The sequence below is a fragment of the Roseococcus microcysteis genome, from assembly GCF_014764365.1.
Classification (GTDB): Bacteria; Pseudomonadota; Alphaproteobacteria; order Acetobacterales; family Acetobacteraceae; genus Roseococcus; species Roseococcus microcysteis.
The window spans coordinates 1206834-1225152 of record NZ_CP061718.1; the positions used below are offsets into that span (position 1 = coordinate 1206834).

The window sequence follows — 18319 nt, forward strand, 5'->3', positions numbered from 1 at the left end:
GGGGTGGCGGTTCATTCGGGCGCGCTCGTCTGCAGGGCCAGGGCGTGCAGCACACCCCCCATGCGGCCCTGCAAGGCGGCGTAGACAAGCTGGTGCTGCTTCACGCGGGACAGGCCCCGGAAACTCTCCGAGACGACCTTGGCCGCGTAGTGGTCCCCATCCCCCGCCAGATCCTCGATGGTGACCTGGGCGTCGGGCAGGGCCGATTTGATCAGGGCCTCGATCTCGACGGGTTGCATCGGCATGTGGTCAGACCCCCTGCATCAGCGCCGGCAGCGTCGCCTCATGCGCCGCGACCAGCCTTGATATATCTATGGCATCCGCCCCCGGCATAACCAAGGTGCGGCCTGAGGAATGTCCCAATCGTTCCGCGGGCACACCGGCCGCGCGGGCGGCCGCCAGCAGGGCCGCGCCATCCTCCACCGCCAGGATGTAGCGGCCCTGGTCCTCGCCGAACCAGAAGGCATGGTCGCCCTGGCGGGTGATCTCGGCGCCGACCCCGGAGGCCATGCACATCTCGGCCAGCGCCACCAGCAGCCCGCCATCCGCGGCGTCGTGGCAAGCCCGGACTTTCCCGGCCAGGATCTGGCCCCGCACGAAATCCCCGTTCCGGCGCTCGGCCGCCAGGTCCACCGGAGGCGGCGCCCCCTCCTCGCGGCCCGCGATCTCGCGCAGCCAGAGCGACTGGCCGAGCCAGCCCTTCGTCTCGCCCACCACGATGATCTCGCAGCCGGCGGGCATGGAGAGCCCCACCGCCTGGGCCACATCCTCCAGCACGCCCACGCCGCCAATGGCGGGGGTGGGCAGGATCGCCCGGCCCTCGGTCTCGTTGTAGAGCGACACATTCCCGCTGATCACCGGGAAATCCAGCGCCGTGCAGGCCGCCGCCATGCCGCGCACCGCCCCGGCGAATTGCCCCATGATGCGGGGCTTTTCCGGGTTGCCGAAATTCATGTTGTCCGTGATGGCCCGGGGCAGCGCGCCCACCGCCGTCAGGTTCCGCCAGGCCTCGGCCACGGCCTGCTTGCCGCCCTCCTCGGGGTCCGCCAGCACATAGCGCGGGGTGCAGTCGGTGGTCATGGCCAGCGCCAGCTTGTGGTCCTCGACGCGGACCACCGCCGCATCGGCCTGGCCGGGGCGCTTGCTGGTCTGCCCGCCCACCTGGGCGTCATACTGCTCCCAGATCCAGCGGCGGCTGCAGAGGTCGGGGCTGGCCACCAGCCTCTCCAGCGCGGCCGCGATCCCCACCGGGTCCGCCACCGGGCCCAGCACCGGCTGCTTCGGCGTCTCCTCCGTGGGGCGGTGGTAGAGCGGCGCCTCGCTCTCCAGCGGCGCCAGCGGGATGTCCGCCTCCAGCACGCCGTTGTGCCGGATCTCGATGCGGCCCGTGTCGGTCAGGTGGCCGATCACCGCGAAGTCCAGTTCCCATTTGCGGAAGATGTCCTCCGCCACCTTCTCGCGGCCGGGCTTGAGGACCATGAGCATCCGCTCCTGGCTTTCGCTCAGCATCATCTCATAGGCGGTCATGCCCGTCTCGCGCTGGGGGACCTTCTCCATGTCCAGCACGATGCCCATGCCGCCCTTGCCGGCCATCTCGACGCTGGAACTGGTCAGCCCCGCCGCGCCCATGTCCTGGATGGCGACGATGGCGTCCGTCTCCATGAGCTCGAGGCAGGCCTCGATCAGCAGCTTTTCCGCGAAGGGGTCGCCGATCTGCACCGTGGGGCGCTTTTCCTCGGCATCGGCGTTGAATTCGGCGCTGGACATGGTGGCGCCATGGATGCCGTCGCGCCCGGTCTTGGAGCCGACATAGACGACCGGGTTGCCCACCCCCGTGGCGGCCGCGGTGAAGATGCGGTCCTCCTTCAGGATGCCCACCGTCATGGCATTCACCAGCGGGTTGCCATTGTAGGCGGGGTGGAAATTCACCTCGCCGCCCACGGTGGGCACGCCCACGCAATTGCCATAGCCGCCGATGCCGCGCACCACCCCGTCCAGGATGCGTCGGGTGCGCGGGTGCGTGGGCTCGCCGAAGCGCAGCGCGTTGAGGTTCGCGATGGGCCTGGCGCCCATGGTGAAGACATCGCGCAGGATGCCGCCCACGCCGGTGGCCGCGCCGTTGTAGGGCTCGATGAAGCTCGGGTGGTTGTGGCTTTCCATCTTGAAGACGGCGGCGAGCCCCTGGCCGATGGCGATGACGCCCGCATTCTCGCCGGGGCCGACCAGCACCCAGGGCGCCTTGGTGGGCAGCTGCTTCAGCCAGACGCGGGAGGATTTGTAGGAGCAATGCTCGCTCCACATCACGGAAAATATGCCTAGCTCCGTGAGGCTGGGGGTGCGGCCGAGGATGGCCAGCGCCCTCTCATACTCATCGGGCTTGAGGCCGAATTCGGCGCCGAGCTGGCGGGCGCGCGCGGGGTCGAGGGGCGTGACGTGGCTCATGCCCGGTTTGTCGGGCGGGGCGTGGCGCTTGTCCAGACCGGGCTTCGCGGGGCTGAGACGCGACACGCCCAGGCCCCTCACACCCAGGCCCGGCGCACGGAGCGCGGGATGCTTCGTCGCCCGACCAGCGCCTTCAGCACGCGCAGCCAGGGTTTGCGCAAATGCGGCGGGGGCGGGCCGGCCTCCAGCAGGTTTTCGGACAAATCCGGGTGGGGCAGCAGCCAGGGCGGGCCGTTCAGGGCGCGGCGCAGGCCCAAACGCCGGGCCAGGACCAGCAGCCGCAACCCCCGCAGCCGATGGGCGCGGCGGGCGGCGCGGCAGATCATGGCCTCGATGCCGCGCAGCGGGTGGTTCGGCGCCGCGTCATGCAGGGCCTGGAGCAGGCGTTCCCACAGCCCCGCATGGGTGAGGCGGCGGTAGTAGCGGGCCAGGCTCTCGGCCGCGATTCCCGGCGCGGCGGCGTCCTTCCAGGGCGCATCCGTGGCGGTAAGGCGGAAGAGCGCGTTCATCCGCGCGCGCAGATCCCCGATCTGACGGCCCTGGGGCGAGCGGCGCAGCACATAGGGAAGAAGGGCGTGCCACTCCAGATCGGTCAGGGGGCGGATGGGGATGCGGGGCACATAGGACATTTTTCCTGTATAGCCACGCGCATGATGCGATGGCAAGGAAAACCCTGGCACTCAGGAAAGTCGGGACATGGTCGAGGAAACGCTGGAAGAACGGTGGGGCGGCAAGGTCGCCGGGATATGGGGCTTCCTGCTGTCCCTGTTCTGAGAAGGTGGGCGCGGCTTTTCACCGCGCCCTTCCCCTATCAGCGGCACACCCGCCGCTGTTCCATGCGCCAGGCCGGGCGGCCGAAGCGGTCGGTGTAGCGGACCCGCACATTCTCCATCCAGCAGCGCTGGCGGCGGCGGCGCGGCGGGGGGCCGCGGCGGGGCGGCGGGCCGCGATGCGGCGGCGGGCCGGGGCGGTACTGCACCTCTTCCAGCAGCGCGTCGAACTCGGCGGCGTCATCGGCCGGCAGGTCCAGCGTCTGCGGCGTGGTGGGGCCCTCGGGCAGGGTGGGGGTGATGGGGCGGGGCAGCGCGGCCTCGGCCTCGGGGACGCTGGCGGCCACGCCACCCATGGCGACGGCGGCACCCAGGAACAGGAATTTGCGGCGGTTCATACTACGCCTCCCTCTCTCGCATCGGCCCGGGAATTCCGGGGCTTGATGGAGATGTAACGTTCACAAACCGTCCGGGATGCGTTGCGAAGATGGCGAGGAAGGGGCGCGCGGTATCGGTCGGTGACGGCCGTATCAGGCCGCCACATGCGCCGCGATGGAGGTGAAGAGGGGCAGGCCTTCCGTGCCGCCCACCAGCGGGTCCACGCAATTCTCGGGGTGCGGCATCAGCCCCAGCACGCGCGCATTGGGCGAGCAGATGCCGGCGATGGCGTTGATGCTGCCATTGCGGTTCTCGCCCTCGTAGCGGAGGACGACGCGCCCCTCCCCTTCCAGCGTGGCGAGCGTCTCGGCGTCGCAGAAGTAGTTGCCGTCGCCATGGGCCATGGTGGCGCGGAAGGTGGCGCCGCGCTGGAAATGGGCGGTGTAGGGCGTGTCCGCGCGCTCCACCCGCATCACGCAATCCATGGCGAGGAAGCGCAAGCTGGCGTTGCGCAGCAGGGCGCCGGGGAGAAGCCCGGCCTCGGTCAGCATCTGGAAGCCGTTGCAGACGCCCAGCACATGGCCGCCCCTGGCCGCGAAGTCCCGCACGGCCGCCATGATGGGCGATTGCGCTGCCATGGCGCCGCAGCGCAGGTAGTCGCCATAGGAGAAGCCGCCGGGCAGCACCACGAGGTCGAGGCCTGCGGGCAGCGACGTCTCGCGGTGCCAGAGCATGGTAGGCCGGCGGCCGGTGGCGGCGCGCAGGGCCAGCGCCATGTCGCGCTCGCGGTTGGTGCCGGGGAAGGTGATGATGGCGGCGTTCATATGTGCCCTATCCCTGCGCCACGCGCAGCCAATGGATGCCGCCCAGGATCAGCATGGTGCCGATGGCCGCGATGGCCGCGGCGGCGAAGACGCGGTTGATGAAGTTCTTCTTGCGGGCGAACCAGCCCAGGCGGGGCTGTGCATGCCCGGCCGAGAGGCGCTGTTCCCGCCAGCCCAGCAGCATCGTGATCAGCACCGTCAGCACGATGAGGATCAGGATGGAGGTCTTCACCACGGGTAGAAGATCCAGCCCAGCGGGTTGCGCCAGCCCTCGATGGCCAGGGAGATGGGCCAGAACAGCCCGCCCAGGAAGGCCTTGGAGAGGAGGAAGAAGGCCTCGGTCAGCGGCAGGTCGCCGGGAAGCGGCGGGCCGAAGGCGAGGTAGGCCAGGGCCAGCAGCACGCGCCAGGCGGCGAAGCCGAAGGAGACGGCCACGAAGACGCGCAGCGAGCGTTCGCGCGCGGTCAGGGCCGTCGTCCCACTCATGCGGGCTCCACCGTGAAGCTTTCGATGACGGTGTTGGCCAGCAGCTTGCGGGCCATGTCCTCGCCCTGGGCGCGGGCGCGTGCGGGGTCGGTCTCGGCGACCTCCACGATCATGACCTTGCCCACGCGCACCTCGCCCACGCCCTCGAAGCCGAGGCCCGAGAGGGCGCGCTCGATGGCCTTGCCCTGGGGGTCGAGAACGCCCGCCTTGGGGAACACCGTCACCTTCAACTTGGTCATCAAGCGACCCTTCCCAATACGAATGGCCCCCCGGTGCCCTCGGCGGGCTTTGCCCGACGAGGCGGAGCCGTCCCAACAGAATGCAGCGCCCCGAACGGGGTCCTCATGAAAGCGCCGAAGGCGATTTCATGGGGGGTCATTGCATGACTTCCGGACCCTTCATGTCCCGCACACCCGCTTCCGGCAGGATGCCAAGGCGGCGGGCGACCTCCTGGTAGCCCTCCTCGACCTTGCCCAGGTCGCGGCGGAAGCGGTCCTTGTCCATCTTCTCGCCCGTCTTGGCGTCCCAGAGGCGGCAATTGTCGGGGCTGATCTCATCGGCCAGGACGATGCGCATCTCGTCATTCTCGTAGAGACGGCCGAATTCCAGCTTGAAATCCACCAGCGTGATGCCGACGCCCAGCAGCAGGCCGGTCAGGAAGTCGTTTACGCGGAGCGTCAGCTGGACGATGTCGTCCAGGTCATGCGTGGAGGCCCAGCCGAAGGCGGTGATGTGCTCCTCGCTCACCATCGGGTCCTGCAGGGCGTCGTTCTTGTAGTAGTATTCGATGATGGAGCGCGGCAGGCGCGTGCCTTCCTGGATGCCCAGGCGCGAGGCGAGGGAGCCGGCGGCCACGTTGCGGACCACGATCTCGAGAGGGATGATCTCCACCTCCCGCACCAGCTGCTCGCGCATGTTCAGGCGGCGGATGAAGTGGGTCGGGATGCCGATCTCGCCCAGGCGCTGCATCAGGTATTCGCTGATGCGGTTGTTCAGCACGCCCTTGCCGGTGATGGTGCCCTTCTTCTGGGCGTTGAAGGCGGTGGCGTCATCCTTGAAGTATTGGACGAGGGTGCCGGGCTCGGGCCCCTCGAACAGGATTTTGGCCTTGCCTTCATAGAGCTGGCGGCGGCGAGCCATGGCATGCAGTCCTTCTGGCGAATCAACGCCCGTATAGCAGCAAAGAATTATCGTGCCACACGGGCCGCCGCGGGCTTGACCGGCGCGAAGGGCGTGCGGTCGGGCGGGCCGGGTGCGAAGAGCCATTCCCGCGCGCCCCCCGGCCCCAGCGCCAGGAGGGAGCTGCACAGCGTCCCGAAGCCACCGAGCGGGGGAATGTTCAGCATTTCCGCCGCTTCCCCCTCGGAATCCGCGAGCAAAGCTGGCCAGGCGCCCCAGTCCGGCAAGGCGGGCCTGGGGGTGGCCTGAAAGCGCGGCAGGTGGCGCGCGGTGCGGGGGCTCGACGGGTCATTGGGCGGATGGGCCGTGACCATGTGCAGGCCGGGCGGCAGGGCTGTGGCTGTCGCATGGCCCTCACCGAGCCCGGCCACGAACCAGGCCGATTCCGCATCGGCCAGCACGGCGTTGAAGGGGCGCCAGGCGCCGGCATCGAGGCGGCACAGCGCCTCGGCGGCGGCCTCGGCGGTGGGGGCTTCCAGCGCCAGAAGAGGCAATTCGCCCCGCGAACGCTTGCCCTCGGCGGGGCCGAGGCTGCCCGGGCGGTTCAGCACGGTGGCGACGACGCCCGCCGCGTTCACCGCCATCCAGCTGCCCCCGCCCGTGCGGTCCCGCCCGCCGACCAGGCCCGGGGCCTCGGGCCAATGCGCCCCGGGCGGGTCCCAGGGGCGGTCCAGGCGTTCATCGCGGTTGGCGGCCAGCAGCAGCGGCCAGGGGGCGCCGGGCTGGCGCGAGAGGATCACGGTGCACATCGGGGCCCATCTGGCCCTGATGCGGCGCCGCGAACAAGGCGGCCCCTACCAGTGGCGGTGGCGCGGATGGTGCCAGTGCCGCGGCGGCGGGCCGTAGTAGCGTGGCGGCGGCGGCGCGTAATAGACGGGCGGCGGCGGCGGGTAGTAGTAGCGCGGCGGCGGCACGTAATAGCGCGGCGGCGGGGGCGGCGCGTAGTAGACGGGCGGCGGCGGGCGCCAGCCGTGACGGTCCCAGCCCACGCGCAGCTCGACCACAGGCTGGGCGCTGGCCGGCGCGGGGGCGGCGATGCCAAGGCCCAGCAGGCCCAGGACGGCGCCGAAGATCAGCTTTCGCATCGCGCGGAACTCCCTTTCGATGTTCCTAATTCCACGCGGTCCCCATGGCCAAAGCGTGGCGCGATTGCGCCCCTTCAGTGCCGCCAATGGCCATGATGGCGGCGGTGGTGGTGGGGCGGTCCGGCGCGATGGTGGCGCGGCCCGTGCCAGCCCCGGTGGTGGTGCCCATGGTAGTGCCGCGGCGGATGATAGACGCGCGGCCGCGGGGGCGGCGCGACATAGACCGTCCGCGGCGGCGGCCGCCAGGCGGGCGCCACATAGACGGGCGGCGGCGGGCGATAGACCGGCACGGCATGGACGGGGCCATGCCAATGGCCGTGATGGACCCCGCCCTCGGCCACGCAGCCCGCCAGGAACAGGCCCGTGAGGGCCAGCATCAGCGCACGCATCGTGCTCCCTTCCCTTTCACGCGCCCCGCGCCCTCATGAGGCGGGGGGCGCCACCTCGGCGGACGTCTGTCCGCTTGCCGCCAGGCCACGGGCCACGAAGCCCGAGGCCTTCATCTCCTCCACGAAGGCGCGCAGCCAGGGCATCGCGGCCTCACGCTCCTGCGGAATGCCCACCGCCTGCTCGATCACCATGAAGCGGCCGGGCAGCACCCGCACATCCGGGTTGGCCGCCGCATAGGCGATGAGCGGCTGCTTGACGTTGGCCGCGACCTCCAGGTTCTCGGCCCGGAACTGTTCCAGCGATGCGGGCGAGGTCGGCGCGCGCACCAGCGTCGCGTGGCGCAGCTCGCGCGTCAGGAACAGGTCATAGGCGCTGCCGCGGCCGACGGCCACGCGGATGCCGGGGCGGTCCACCTCGGCATTGTCGCGGATGGGGCTGTCCTGCCGCACGAGGTAGGCGCCCTCGATGATCACATAGGGCGCGGTGAAGGTGATGCCCTGGGCGCGCACCGGATCAATGGCCAGGAAGCAGAGGTCCCAGGCGCCCTCGCGCAGCGCCTCGGTCACGCGGCCGGCGGCGGGGTAGGTGATCATCTCGATGGGCAGGTTGAGGCGTCGGCCGATCTCCTGCGCCAGTTCCACCGACAGGCCGCGCGGGGCGCCGCCCGCGGGGTCGCGCTGGGCCAGGACGGGGTTGCCGAAATTGATGGCGACGCGCAGCGTGCCGGAGGGCGCCATGATGCGGGCGACCTCGGCGGGGCTTTGCGCCCGCAGTGGGGTGGAGGCGAGCGGGACGGAGGCCAGCAGGGCGGGCGCGGCCAGGAGGCCGCGGCGACGAAGGTGCATTGGAGTTTCTTCCCTTTTCGTAATCCACCCAGGATGCCCAGGCCGCCCCGCCCGGACAATCCGCGCCCCCGCCGCCCGATCAGCGGCGCGGGTTGATCAGGTCGCGAAAGGCATCACCCGTGTTGTCACGCCGCTGCTGGGGCGGCGGGCCCTGGCGCTGCGGCGGCGGGGGGGATGGCCGCGCGCGGCGGTCATCGCGCCGGTCGTAGCGCCGGTCGTCAGGCCGGTAATATCCGCGCGAGGGGGGTGCGTAATAGCTGGGGCCGCGATAGGCGGGGGCGCGATAGACCGGACCCGAGGCATAACCGCCACGGTAATAACCGCCGCCACCGCCGCGATACCCGTCATCCACGCAGCCGGCCAGGAACAATCCCAGCCCCGCCACCAGCCCCAGCCTTGTCATCTTGCGCATCATCATCCTCCCGCAACGCGCGGGGGGCGGAGTGGTTGACCCCGCCGCCGCCGCCGCTGTCAGAGGTGAGATGTGACCATTTCGTCATGGCGCAAAGGCGGCAGGATCAAGTTTGGCGTGTGATCTATGCTCACACGCCAGCATTTTCGCGGCCGACTCACGGCTTCGGCGCCGCCGAAGCCGGTCGGAACCTGCCCAGCGGCCGACTCACGGCTTCGGCGCCGCCGAAGCCGGTCGGAACCTGCCCAGCGGCCGACTCACGGCTTCGGCGCCGCCGAAGCCGGTCGGAACCTGCCCAGCGGCCGACTCACGGCTTCGGCGCCGCCGAAGCCGGTCGGACGCTAACCAAAGACCCGCGCGAAAATCGTCTCGACGTGGCGGAAATCGCGCATGGGGTCCATGGCGGCGTCCAGCGCGGCCGCGTCCATCACGGGCGACACCTCGGGGTCGGCCAGGAGGTTGTCGCGGAAGTTGCGGGCATCCGCCTTGCCCAGCTTGGTCCAGGTGGCCATCGCCGCGCGCTGCACGGCGGCATAGGCGCCCTCACGCGAGAGGCCGGCCTGGGTCAGCGCCAGCAGCACCTTTTGCGAGTGCACGACGCCGCCCAGGCTTTCCAGGTTCTCGGTCATGCGCTCGGGGTAGATGGTGAGCTTTTCCATCATCCCCGCCAGCCGCATCAGCGCGAAGTCCAGCGCGATGGTGGCGTCGGGCGCGATGACGCGCTCCACGCTGGAATGGCTGATGTCGCGCTCATGCCACAGCGTGATGTTCTCCAAGGCCGGCATGGCATAGCCGCGCACCAGGCGGGCGAGGCCCGTCAAATTCTCGCTCAGCACCGGGTTGCGCTTGTGGGGCATGGCGCTGCTGCCCTTCTGGCCGGCGTGGAAGAATTCCTCCGCCTCGCGCACCTCGGAGCGTTGCAGGTGCCGCACCTCGGTCGCCAGGCGCTCCACGCCGCCCGCCACCACGGCGAGTGCGGCGAAGAAGGCCGCGTGGCGGTCGCGCGGGATGACCTGGGTGGAGACGGGCTCCACCGCGAGGCCCAGATGCTTGGCCACATGCGTCTCGATGGCCGGGTCCACGGAGGCGAAGGTGCCGACGGGGCCGGAGATGGCGCAGGTCGCGACCTCCGCCCGCGCCGCCACCAAGCGGGCGCGGTTGCGGGCGAACTCGGCGTAGTGGCCGGCGAGCTTGAGGCCGAAGGTGGTGGGCTCCGCATGGATGCCGTGGCTGCGGCCGATGCTCGGCGTGTGCTTATGCTCGATCGCGCGGGCCTTCAGCGCGGCCAGCACGGCGTCCACATCGGCGATGAGCAGGTCGGCCGCGCGGGTCATCTGCACGGCCAGCGTGGTGTCGAGCACGTCGCTGCTGGTCATGCCCTGGTGCATGAAGCGGGCATCCTCGCCCATGCCCTCGCCCAGCCAGGTGAGGAAGGCGATGACGTCATGGCGCGTCACGCGCTCGATCTCGTCAATGCGCTCCACATCGGCGGCGCTGATGTTGGCGACGCGGGCCGCGCCTTTCTCGCGGATGGTGCGGGCGGCGCTCTCGGGGATGGTGCCCTGGGCGGCCATGGCCTCGGCGGCCAGCGCCTCGATCTCGAACCAGATGCGGTAGCGGGCCTCGGGCGACCAGATCTCGGCCATCTGCGGGCGGGAATAGCGGGGGACCATGGGCAACCATCCTGCAAGCGTGCGTCGGCCAAGGGTTTCGCGCAGCGGGGGCGGATGGGCAAGCCGCCGCCAGGGATGGCGCAGATGTAACCGCTGGGTCAGGGCGCCGTAGGCCTCTCCTGCTTGGAAGCCACCCGGCGGCGGGAGTAGTATCTTCCGCGGAGCCCCCTTCCGCGATGACAAAAAAGCAAGGTTGAGGCTTCCATGCCGGAATGGGTCGTTCCACTTCTCCAGGTGCTCGCGATTGACATCGTCCTCGCGGGCGACAACGCGATCGTCGTCGGCATGGCGGCCGCGGGCCTGCCGGCCGACCAGCGCCGCACCGCCATCTTCTGGGGCATCGTCGCCGCCACCGTGATGCGCATCGCCTTCGCGAGCGTGACGGTGCAGCTGCTGGCCATCGTGGGCCTGACGCTGGCGGGCGGCGTACTGCTGCTCTGGGTCTGCTGGAAGATGTACCGGGAGCTGCGCGAGGGCGGCCACAACGAGGTGGTGAACGAGGATGGCTCCGTCACGGTGACGGAGGCGCCGCGCAAGACGATGCGCCAGGCCATCACCCAGATCCTGATCGCCGACATCTCCATGAGCCTCGACAACGTGCTGGCCGTGGCGGGTGCCGCGAAGGACCACCCCTATGTGCTGATCGTGGGACTGGCCATCTCGGTCGTGCTGATGGGTGTGGCGGCCACCTTCATCGCCAACCTGCTGAACAAGCACCGTTGGATCGCCTGGGTGGGGCTGCTGATCATCCTCTATGTGGCGGGCAACATGATCTTCACCGGCACCAATGAGGTGGCGGAGGTGGTCCCCGGCTCCTACGCCTTCCTGATGCTGCCGCTGGGCTATCTGGCGCTGCCGGGGGTGTTTCCCGCCTGGCTCTGGGCGGGGGCGACCCTGTTGCAGGTGCTGGTGCTGACCGCCGTGGTGGTGCTGATGGCCGATGCGGTGCTGCGGGCGCGGCGCCGCGCGGACCGGCAGCACGGGCCGGCCGAGTGAGGCGGGGGCGCTTCCCCTTGCGGCGCGATCTGCTCTAGACCACCGCGCATGTTGAACGGGAAGCGCCACGACACCCCTCGCCTCGCCCTCATGGGGGCGGGGCTTCTCCTCCTTCTGGCGGGCTGCGAGGCGCCGCGACAGACAAGCCAGGCCCCCGCCCCCGCGGCGGTGCGCGCCGGCCCCGTCACGGCCGAGGCCCTGGCGGCCGCCCTGCCCGCCAGCGCCGACAGCTTCACCCGTGGCGCCACCGTGCCCGTGCGCCAGCCGCTCGAGGGGCTGGAGGTGAACTACGCCACCCCCAACCGCCGCGGGGCCGCCTTCGTGCAGGTGGTGCGCCCGGCGCAGGGCGATGCTCCGGCGGCGGCGACCGGCGAATACACCCGCTGGCTGGACGAGGTCTCGACCGGCGCAAGGCCGGGCCGGCGGCTGAACCTGGTGCAGGAATTCACCGAACCCGCCGGCCCCGGGCTGCGCTGCGCCGCGCTGGAGGGCAGTTATGGCCGCCAGCCGGTGCTGAGCACCTTCTGCGTGGGTTCCGCGGGCGGGCATGTGCTGCGCCTGCGCGTGACCATGATGCGCGACGCCGGCCCCGTGGCCGATGCGCGGGCCTTCCTGCTGGAGGTGGCGCGGTCCCTGCCCGCGGGCTGAACCCGCGCGCCCCCCGCAAGGGGGGTGAGGTTCCCCTGCCCCATGAAGCGGCGTTACGCTCCCCCTGACAACAGAGGGAGAGCGCGCCATGGACCAGCAGGCCCACACCTACCACCCCGCCCATTTCCGCGGCCTGAGCTGGCTGGACGCCCTGCCCGGCTTCGCCAATGGCAGCGACACGCCCCGCGCCTATCTCGAACGCTGCCTGGAGGTGATGGCGGCGCGCGAGCCCGTGGTGCGCGCCTTCGTCACCGTGAACGAGGCGGGGGCGCGGGCGGCGGCCGATGCCAGCACGGCGCGGTGGAAAGCGGGCCAGGCGCTCTCGCCGCTCGATGGCATGCCCATCGGCATCAAGGACCTGCTGGAAACCCGCGACATGCCGACCGAGATGGGCTGCGAGGCCTATCGCGGAAACCACACCGGCCGCGACAACGCCGCCGTCTGGGCGCTGCGCGAGGCGGGGGCGGTCATCCTGGGCAAGACGGTCACGGCGGAGCTGGGCGGGGCCAACCCCGGCCCCACCACCAACCCCTTCGATGCGGGGCGGACGCCGGGGGGGTCCTCCTCCGGTTCGGCGGCGGCGGTGGGGGCGCGGATGGTGCCGGCGGCGATCGGCACGCAGGTGGGGGGCTCCATCATCCGCCCGGCCAGCTTCTGCGGCAATTTCGCCCTGAAGCCGACCCAGGGCGCCATCACCCGCGGCGAGCGCCAGGCGACCAGCCAGAGCACCAGCGGCCCCCACGCCGCGACCCTGGAGGATTGCTGGCAGGTCGCCATCGAGATCACGAAGCGCGCGGGCGGCGACCCGGGCCAGCCCGGCCTCATGGGCCCCGACACCTGCCCCGAGGCGCGCCGCCCCGGCCGCCTGGTGGTGCTGGAGACGGAGGGCTGGGCGCGGCTGGACGACGCAAGCCGCACCGCCTTCGAGATGCTGCTGGAACAGATGGCGGCCGCCGGCATCACCCTGCTGCGCCGGCGCGACCACGCCTGGATCGAGACGCTGGAGCGGCGGGTGGACGGCGCCTCGGCCTATGGCAATGCCATCACCCGATGGGAGAACCGCATGGCGCACCGGGCGCTGGTGGAGAAGAACCCCGATGGCGTGAGCCAGCGCGCCAAGAACGGGCTGGCGGCGGCCGAGGCCATGCGCGTGGCCGACTACCAGGCCGCGCTGCGCGAACGCGCCGAGGCCCAGGCCGCCTATGCCGCGGTGATGACCATGGCGGATGCGGTGGTGACGCTTTCCTCCGTCGGGCCCGCGCCGGTCTGGACGGGCGATGTGCCGGGCCAGCCGCTCAACCCCCGCCCGACCGGCGACATCGCCTTCAACGCCCCGGCCAGCGCCATCTTCTGCCCGGCGGTGACGCTGCCGCTGATGGGCGTGGGCGGGCTGCCCGTGGGCTTGCAGGTGATGGGCGCGCCGCACCGCGACGCCGATGCGGTGGGGGTGGCGCGGTGGCTGATGGGCAACCTCGCACCCGTGGCGGTGTAGCTCAGCTCCCCTCGGCGGGGCGTCGGGCGGGGATGGCGGCCTGGCCCGGCGCGCTGTCCGGCGGGGCGGGTTCCGGCGGGCCGCTCGCCAGGAGAAGCTGCCGCAGCCTGTCCGCCGTGCCGGCCAGCAGCAGGTGGCATGCCTCGAAGCCTTCGTCACGCGCAAGCAGCGCCAACTCGTCTGTCAGCTTGATCAGGTGCCGGCGGCGCTGCAGGACACGCCAGCTTTCGTCATCCGGGACGGCGAAAGGCGCCCAGTCCGGCATGGCTTCCTCGACGGCAGGGGGCCGGGAGGGCTTCGTGGTGGGCCGCCCTCGGTTTCGCATAAAGCTTGCTCCAATTGCGCCAAAGATAATCCTATATGCGTAAAATTTGAAATTTCTACATTTAAGGTGGTTCTTACGTATTTCAGCGGATGGGGACGGCCCAATTCCGTGCTAATGCCTCAGCATTGGGCAAGAGCGTGACGGAATGCGCGAAGTGATGCCAAAAATGGTCAAATGGCTGTATATTGGTGAACCACGCGGCATTTTCGCTTTAGTGTGGATGCCGAAGACTCCGGACATCCTGCCCCAAGCCCCATCGGACTCCCCTCATGGACCGCGATGAATTGACCCACGCACTGCGCGCCGTGTTGCACCAAAGGTTGAACGGCAGCGATGCGCCCCAGGCCCTCCTCGCGCAGGCCGAGGTCGAGTTGGCGCAATGGGCGCGGCTGCCCCCTTCCGGCGAGGGCGCGGCGGAGATCATGGCTGTGGTGCGGGAGGTGGTGGCGCAGGAGCGCCAGAGATTCGCCAGCGGCCGCTAAGGCCATCTCCGCCCGGCCTCGGCGGAGCGGCGGAATTCGTGCATCGGCGGCCGCGCAGCCAGGGCTACAGCAGCCCCTCCCGCCGGAAGGACAGGATCACCCCGCGCCCCACGATCAGATGGTCATGCACCGCGATGCCCAGCGCGGCGGCGGCCTGCTTCACCTCCGCCGTCATCTCGATATCGGCGCGCGAGGGGGTGGGGTCGCCGCTCGGGTGGTTGTGCACCAGGATCAGCGCGGTGGCGTGCAGTTCCAGCGCGCGCTTCACCACCTCGCGCGGATAGACGGGCGTGTGGTTCACCGTGCCGCGCGCCTGGGCCTCGTCCGCGATCAGGCGGTTCTTGCTGTCCAGGAACAGGATGCGGAACTGCTCGATCGGCTCGCGCGCCAAAACGATGGTGAGGTATTCCTCCAGCCGCGACCAGTTGTTCAGCAGGGGCATGTCCCGCACTTCGGCCGCGGCCAGGCGCGTGGCGCCCGCCTGCACGATGCGCAGCGCCGCGATGCCCGCCTCGCCCAGCCCCTCCACCTGGCGCAGCTCCACGACCGGGGCGGTCACCGCATTGGCGAAGCTGCCGAAACGCGCCAGCAGGGCGCGGGCGATGGGCTTGGTGTCCCGCCGCGGCAGGGCCAGGAACAGGATCATCTCGATCAGTTCATGGTCCAGCAGCGCGGACGGCCCGGCCTCGATCAGCTTCTGGCGCATGCGGGCCCGGTGGCCCTCCGCGCCGGGCACGGCCACGCTGGACTGGACCGGGGCGGGCGGAAGCGATGGGAACATGCCCCCCGCCTCCTCCATGCCCCGGCGCCGCGCCATCAGCCCGCCTGGAAGACGGGCTTGTGCAGGCCGCCGGGCGAGAGGGTGAAGATCTCGCAGCCCGTCTCGGTGATGCCCACCATGTGCTCGAACTGGGCGGAGAGGCTGCGGTCGCGCGTCACGGCCGTCCAGCCATCATCCAGGATCTTCACCTCGGGCCGGCCGGCATTCACCATGGGCTCGATGGTGAAGAACATGCCCGGCGCCAGCCGCGCGCCTTCGCCCGGGCGGCCGAAATGCAGCACGTTCGGCGGCTCATGGAACTGCCTTCCGATGCCATGGCCGCAGAAATCCCGCACGATCGAGAAACGATGCTTCTCCGCATAGGATTGGATGGCGTGGCCGATATCGCCGAAGGTGTTGCCGGGGCGCGCGGCCGCGATGCCGCGCATCATGGCCTCGTGCGTCACCTCCATCAGCAGCCGCGCCTTGGTGCTGACCTGGCCCACGGCATACATGCGGCTGCTGTCGCCATGCCAGCCGTCCAGCAGCGCCGTCACGTCAATGTTGAGGATGTCGCCCTCGGCCAGCACCCGTTCGCCCGGAATGCCGTGGCAGACCACATGGTTGATCGAGATGCAGGAGGAATGGGCATAGCCGCGATAGCCGAGCGTCGCCGGCACCGCGCCGCGCTCCACCAGGAAGTCATGGCAGAGCCGGTCCAGTTCGCCCGTCGTGACGCCCGCCTGCACATGCGGGCCGATCATGTCGAGGCACTCCGCCGCCAGCCGCCCCGCCCGACGCGCGCCGTCGAAATCCTGCGGGGCGTGTAGAGTGATCCGGCGAGCCTCGCCGCGCTGCTTGTCCATACCTGGTCCCGACCAAACGCATCCCAATCCAGCCGCCAAGATGCGCGCGCGGGGCCACGGCTTCAACCCGAATTCGTCGAAGCCCTGGGCGCCGCTGTGGGCATGGGGAGGACCGGGAGCGGGCCTACCCGATCAGCAACACCCCCAACAGGGCCAGCGTGGTGATGAAGAGCGTGCTGGCGATGCCCAGCAGCAGGGGGGCGGCGCCACGGGCGTGCAGCGCGCGCAGATCGGTCTGCAGGCCGAGGGCCGCGACGCTCGCGGCCAGCATCAGCGGAACGAGGAAGCGGCTGGCATCCACCGCGAACTGCGGCACAAGGCCCGTGCTGCCCAGCGCCACCAGCGCCAGGAAGCCGAAGGCGAACCAGGGCACGGGGGCCTTCACCTTGGCGGCGTCCGCGTGCTGGCGGCGGGCCACCCACCAGCCGAGTGCCAGGATGGCCGGCGCCAGCAGGAAGACGCGGGCCAGCTTCATCACGGTGCCGCTTTGCGAGGCCTCCTCGCCGCCCGCCGCCGCCGCGCCCACGGCCTGCACCACCTCATGGATGGCCGCCCCGGCCCAGAGGCCATAGACGCGCGCCGAAAGCCCCAGCAGCTCCGCCAGATAGGGGAACACCACCAGCGCCACCGTGCCGCAGAGGGTGATGACGGCGAGCGAATAGGTCACGTCCTCCTCGCGCCCGCGCACCACCTGGTTGGCGGCGACGATGGCCGAGGCCCCGCAGATGGCGGTGCCCGTGCCGATCAGCATGGACAGCCCCGGGTCCACGCCCATGACGCGGCCGAGCCAGATGGTGAAGGGCAGCGTCGCGGCCACCACCACCAGCGCCAGCACCAGCGCCCCCGGCCCCAGCGCCCAGAGCATGCCCAGCGTCAGTTGCAGCCCCAGCAGCACGATGGCCGCGCGCAGCACGGGCCGGACCGCGTAGCCGATGCCGGGCTTGAGGCTGGCCGGCCGGCCGATGACGGCGCCCACCCCGACACCCAGGATCAACGCCACGACCACGGCGTTGAGCGCCGCCACCCCCGTCATGTTCCGCAAGGTGATGGCGATGATGGCGATGCCGAAGCAGAGGGCGAGGCCGGGGGCGAGGCTGCGAAGCTTGTCCGGGAAGGATTGCCCGGTGGAGGACGCGGTGGTGGGGGCTGCCATCAGTCTGTATTCGCCTGGAACGTGAGGTGCGCGGCACGGTCCACCCGCACGGCGGGGGCGTCAACCCGGGCGGAGGGGCGTTATTCCGCCGCGAGCGGGAGGCTGGGTTGCAGGCCGAAGGCCTCGGCCAGCAGGGTCACGCTGCGGGCGCGGGCCGCCTTGTCGTGGCAGGGGGTCAGCACGGCCACCTCCTGCACGTTCAGTTCGGCGGCCATGGCGGCCAGCCGGTCCCGCACCTCGGCGCCGGTGCCGATGATGGCGCGTTCGCGCATGCGCTCCACCCGCGCGCGCTCGGCCTCGGTGTAGGGGTGGGCCTCGGCTTCCTCGGCCGTCGGGAAGGGCGGGAAGTTGCCGCGGTCGCGGAAGAGGCGCCACAGGGCGCGCGGCGCGAAGAGGCGCTCGGCCTCGGCCCGGCTGTCGGCGGCCAGCGCATAGACGGCGACGGCCGCATTGGGCGTGGTGCCGCGCGTGGGCTGGAAGGTTTCGCGGTAGAGGGAAAGCGCCTGTTCGGCCCCCTGCCCGTCCGTGATGAAGCTCGCGAAGCAATAGGGCAGGCCGAAAAAGCCTGCGACCTGCGCGCCATAGTCGCTGCTGCCCAGCACCCAGAGTTCGGGGCGCGTGGGCACTTCCGGCGAGGCGCGGACCATGCGGAAGGGGTGGTTCTCGGGCAGGCCCTCGCCCAGCCAGCCCAGCAGGTCTCGGATTTGCGCCGGAAAGTTGTCGGCGGCCTGGGCGGCGTTGGGGTTGAGCGCGAAGGCGGTGCGCCCGTCGCTGCCTGGCGCGCGGCCGAGGCCGAGATCAATGCGGCCGGGGGCAATGGCCTCCAGCGCGCGGAACTGCTCGGCCACCTTCAGCGCGGAATAATGCGGCAGCATGACGCCCGCGCTGCCCACGCGGATGCGCCGCGTGGTGGCTGCGATGGCGCTGATGAGGATTTCGGGCGCGCTGCCGGCATGGCTCTGGCTGTTGTGGTGCTCGGCCAGCCAGTAGCGCGCATAGCCCAGCCGGTCCGCGAGGCGGGCCATGGCCAGCGTCTCCTGGATCGCATCCGCGGCGTCGCGCCCCGAGACGATGGTGGACTGGTCGAGGATGGAGAGCGCGGGCAACATCCGC

Annotated in this window: 23 protein-coding genes and 1 pseudogene; 4 read left to right on the top strand and 20 right to left on the bottom strand. The window is 70.8% G+C overall.

Annotated features, from left to right (window positions below):
• Positions 1-11: 11 nt before the first annotated feature.
• The 15 genes from ICW72_RS05735 to purB all read right to left on the bottom strand — a co-directional run bounded on the left by ICW72_RS05735 (position 12) and on the right by purB (position 10484).
• Entirely contained in the window at positions 12-245 is a 234-nt protein-coding gene (locus ICW72_RS05735) for a BolA family protein (protein ID WP_191085337.1), read from the bottom strand.
• A 4-nt stretch (positions 246-249) separates the two neighbouring features.
• Positions 250-2442, bottom strand: a complete 2193-nt coding sequence (gene purL / locus ICW72_RS05740) for a phosphoribosylformylglycinamidine synthase subunit PurL (RefSeq protein WP_191085338.1) — start codon at positions 2440-2442, stop codon at positions 250-252.
• A 77-nt stretch (positions 2443-2519) separates the two neighbouring features.
• The gene (locus ICW72_RS05745; protein ID WP_191085339.1) at positions 2520-3071 is read right to left on the bottom strand and encodes a transposase; all 552 of its coding nucleotides are present in this window, start codon (positions 3069-3071) and stop codon (positions 2520-2522) included.
• 182 nt (positions 3072-3253) lie between these two features.
• The gene (locus tag ICW72_RS05750) at positions 3254-3610 is read right to left on the bottom strand and encodes a hypothetical protein (protein WP_191085340.1); all 357 of its coding nucleotides are present in this window, start codon (positions 3608-3610) and stop codon (positions 3254-3256) included.
• Positions 3611-3742: 132 nt separating this feature from the next.
• The gene (purQ, locus tag ICW72_RS05755; RefSeq protein WP_191085341.1) at positions 3743-4414 is read right to left on the bottom strand and encodes a phosphoribosylformylglycinamidine synthase subunit PurQ; all 672 of its coding nucleotides are present in this window, start codon (positions 4412-4414) and stop codon (positions 3743-3745) included.
• Between the two features lie 7 nt (positions 4415-4421).
• A complete protein-coding gene (locus ICW72_RS05760) occupies positions 4422-4649 on the bottom strand; it encodes a hypothetical protein (RefSeq protein WP_191085342.1) in 228 nt (75 codons plus the stop codon).
• Positions 4643-4900: a hypothetical protein gene (locus ICW72_RS05765; protein ID WP_191085343.1), complete on the bottom strand. Its 258-nt coding sequence runs from the start codon at positions 4898-4900 to the stop codon at positions 4643-4645. The genes ICW72_RS05760 and ICW72_RS05765 overlap by 7 nt, the downstream gene beginning before the upstream one ends.
• Complete coding sequence (gene purS / locus ICW72_RS05770; protein ID WP_191085344.1) at positions 4897-5139, bottom strand: phosphoribosylformylglycinamidine synthase subunit PurS; 243 nt, start codon at positions 5137-5139, stop codon at positions 4897-4899. Before purS ends, ICW72_RS05765 begins: the two co-directional genes overlap by 4 nt.
• A 136-nt stretch (positions 5140-5275) precedes the next feature.
• On the bottom strand, positions 5276-6040 hold the full coding sequence (gene purC, locus ICW72_RS05775) for a phosphoribosylaminoimidazolesuccinocarboxamide synthase (protein WP_191085345.1): 765 nt from the start codon (positions 6038-6040) through the stop codon (positions 5276-5278).
• Between the two features lie 47 nt (positions 6041-6087).
• Positions 6088-6828: an NRDE family protein gene (locus ICW72_RS05780; RefSeq protein WP_191085346.1), complete on the bottom strand. Its 741-nt coding sequence runs from the start codon at positions 6826-6828 to the stop codon at positions 6088-6090.
• 45 nt (positions 6829-6873) lie between these two features.
• On the bottom strand, positions 6874-7164 hold the full coding sequence (locus ICW72_RS05785) for a hypothetical protein (RefSeq protein ID WP_191085347.1): 291 nt from the start codon (positions 7162-7164) through the stop codon (positions 6874-6876).
• 74 nt (positions 7165-7238) lie between these two features.
• Complete coding sequence (locus tag ICW72_RS05790; protein WP_191085348.1) at positions 7239-7553, bottom strand: hypothetical protein; 315 nt, start codon at positions 7551-7553, stop codon at positions 7239-7241.
• A 33-nt stretch (positions 7554-7586) separates the two neighbouring features.
• Positions 7587-8399, bottom strand: coding sequence for an ABC transporter substrate-binding protein (locus ICW72_RS05795; RefSeq protein WP_191085349.1), 813 nt, complete (start codon positions 8397-8399; stop codon positions 7587-7589).
• A 79-nt stretch (positions 8400-8478) separates the two neighbouring features.
• The gene (locus ICW72_RS05800; RefSeq protein WP_223880853.1) at positions 8479-8817 is read right to left on the bottom strand and encodes a hypothetical protein; all 339 of its coding nucleotides are present in this window, start codon (positions 8815-8817) and stop codon (positions 8479-8481) included.
• 335 nt (positions 8818-9152) lie between these two features.
• Positions 9153-10484 (bottom strand): adenylosuccinate lyase, encoded by a 1332-nt coding sequence (gene purB / locus ICW72_RS05805; protein ID WP_191085351.1) that lies wholly within the window; start codon positions 10482-10484, stop codon positions 9153-9155.
• A 204-nt stretch (positions 10485-10688) separates the two neighbouring features.
• Between purB and ICW72_RS05810 the strand changes: the two are divergent.
• The 3 genes and pseudogenes from ICW72_RS05810 to ICW72_RS05820 all read left to right on the top strand — a co-directional run.
• A pseudogene (locus tag ICW72_RS05810) lies at positions 10689-11279 on the top strand (TerC family protein); the annotation flags it as partial.
• Positions 11280-11528: 249 nt separating this feature from the next.
• Entirely contained in the window at positions 11529-12128 is a 600-nt protein-coding gene (locus ICW72_RS05815) for a hypothetical protein (RefSeq protein ID WP_191085353.1), read from the top strand.
• 88 nt (positions 12129-12216) lie between these two features.
• Positions 12217-13620, top strand: coding sequence for an amidase (locus tag ICW72_RS05820; protein ID WP_191085354.1), 1404 nt, complete (start codon positions 12217-12219; stop codon positions 13618-13620).
• Between the two features lies 1 nt (position 13621).
• On the opposite strand, the gene ICW72_RS05825 is transcribed toward ICW72_RS05820, so the two are convergent.
• Positions 13622-13885 carry a hypothetical protein gene (locus ICW72_RS05825; protein ID WP_191085355.1) on the bottom strand — a complete coding sequence of 88 codons (264 nt, stop codon included), beginning with the start codon at positions 13883-13885 and terminating at the stop codon, positions 13622-13624.
• Positions 13886-14214: 329 nt separating this feature from the next.
• Here ICW72_RS05825 and ICW72_RS05830 point away from each other — a divergent pair, with 329 nt between their 5' ends.
• Positions 14215-14427: a hypothetical protein gene (locus ICW72_RS05830; protein WP_191085356.1), complete on the top strand. Its 213-nt coding sequence runs from the start codon at positions 14215-14217 to the stop codon at positions 14425-14427.
• Positions 14428-14491: 64 nt separating this feature from the next.
• Here ICW72_RS05830 and radC read toward each other — a convergent pair whose 3' ends face one another.
• From radC to ICW72_RS05850, 4 genes are all read right to left on the bottom strand, one after another.
• A complete protein-coding gene (radC, locus tag ICW72_RS05835; RefSeq protein ID WP_223880854.1) occupies positions 14492-15208 on the bottom strand; it encodes a RadC family protein in 717 nt (238 codons plus the stop codon).
• 35 nt (positions 15209-15243) lie between these two features.
• Entirely contained in the window at positions 15244-16053 is an 810-nt protein-coding gene (gene map, locus ICW72_RS05840) for a type I methionyl aminopeptidase (protein WP_191085358.1), read from the bottom strand.
• Positions 16054-16177: 124 nt separating this feature from the next.
• Positions 16178-17206, bottom strand: coding sequence for a YeiH family protein (locus tag ICW72_RS05845; protein ID WP_191085359.1), 1029 nt, complete (start codon positions 17204-17206; stop codon positions 16178-16180).
• Positions 17207-17286: 80 nt separating this feature from the next.
• Positions 17287-18315 carry an LLM class flavin-dependent oxidoreductase gene (locus ICW72_RS05850; protein WP_191085360.1) on the bottom strand — a complete coding sequence of 343 codons (1029 nt, stop codon included), beginning with the start codon at positions 18313-18315 and terminating at the stop codon, positions 17287-17289.
• Between the last annotated feature and the right edge of the window lie 4 nt (positions 18316-18319).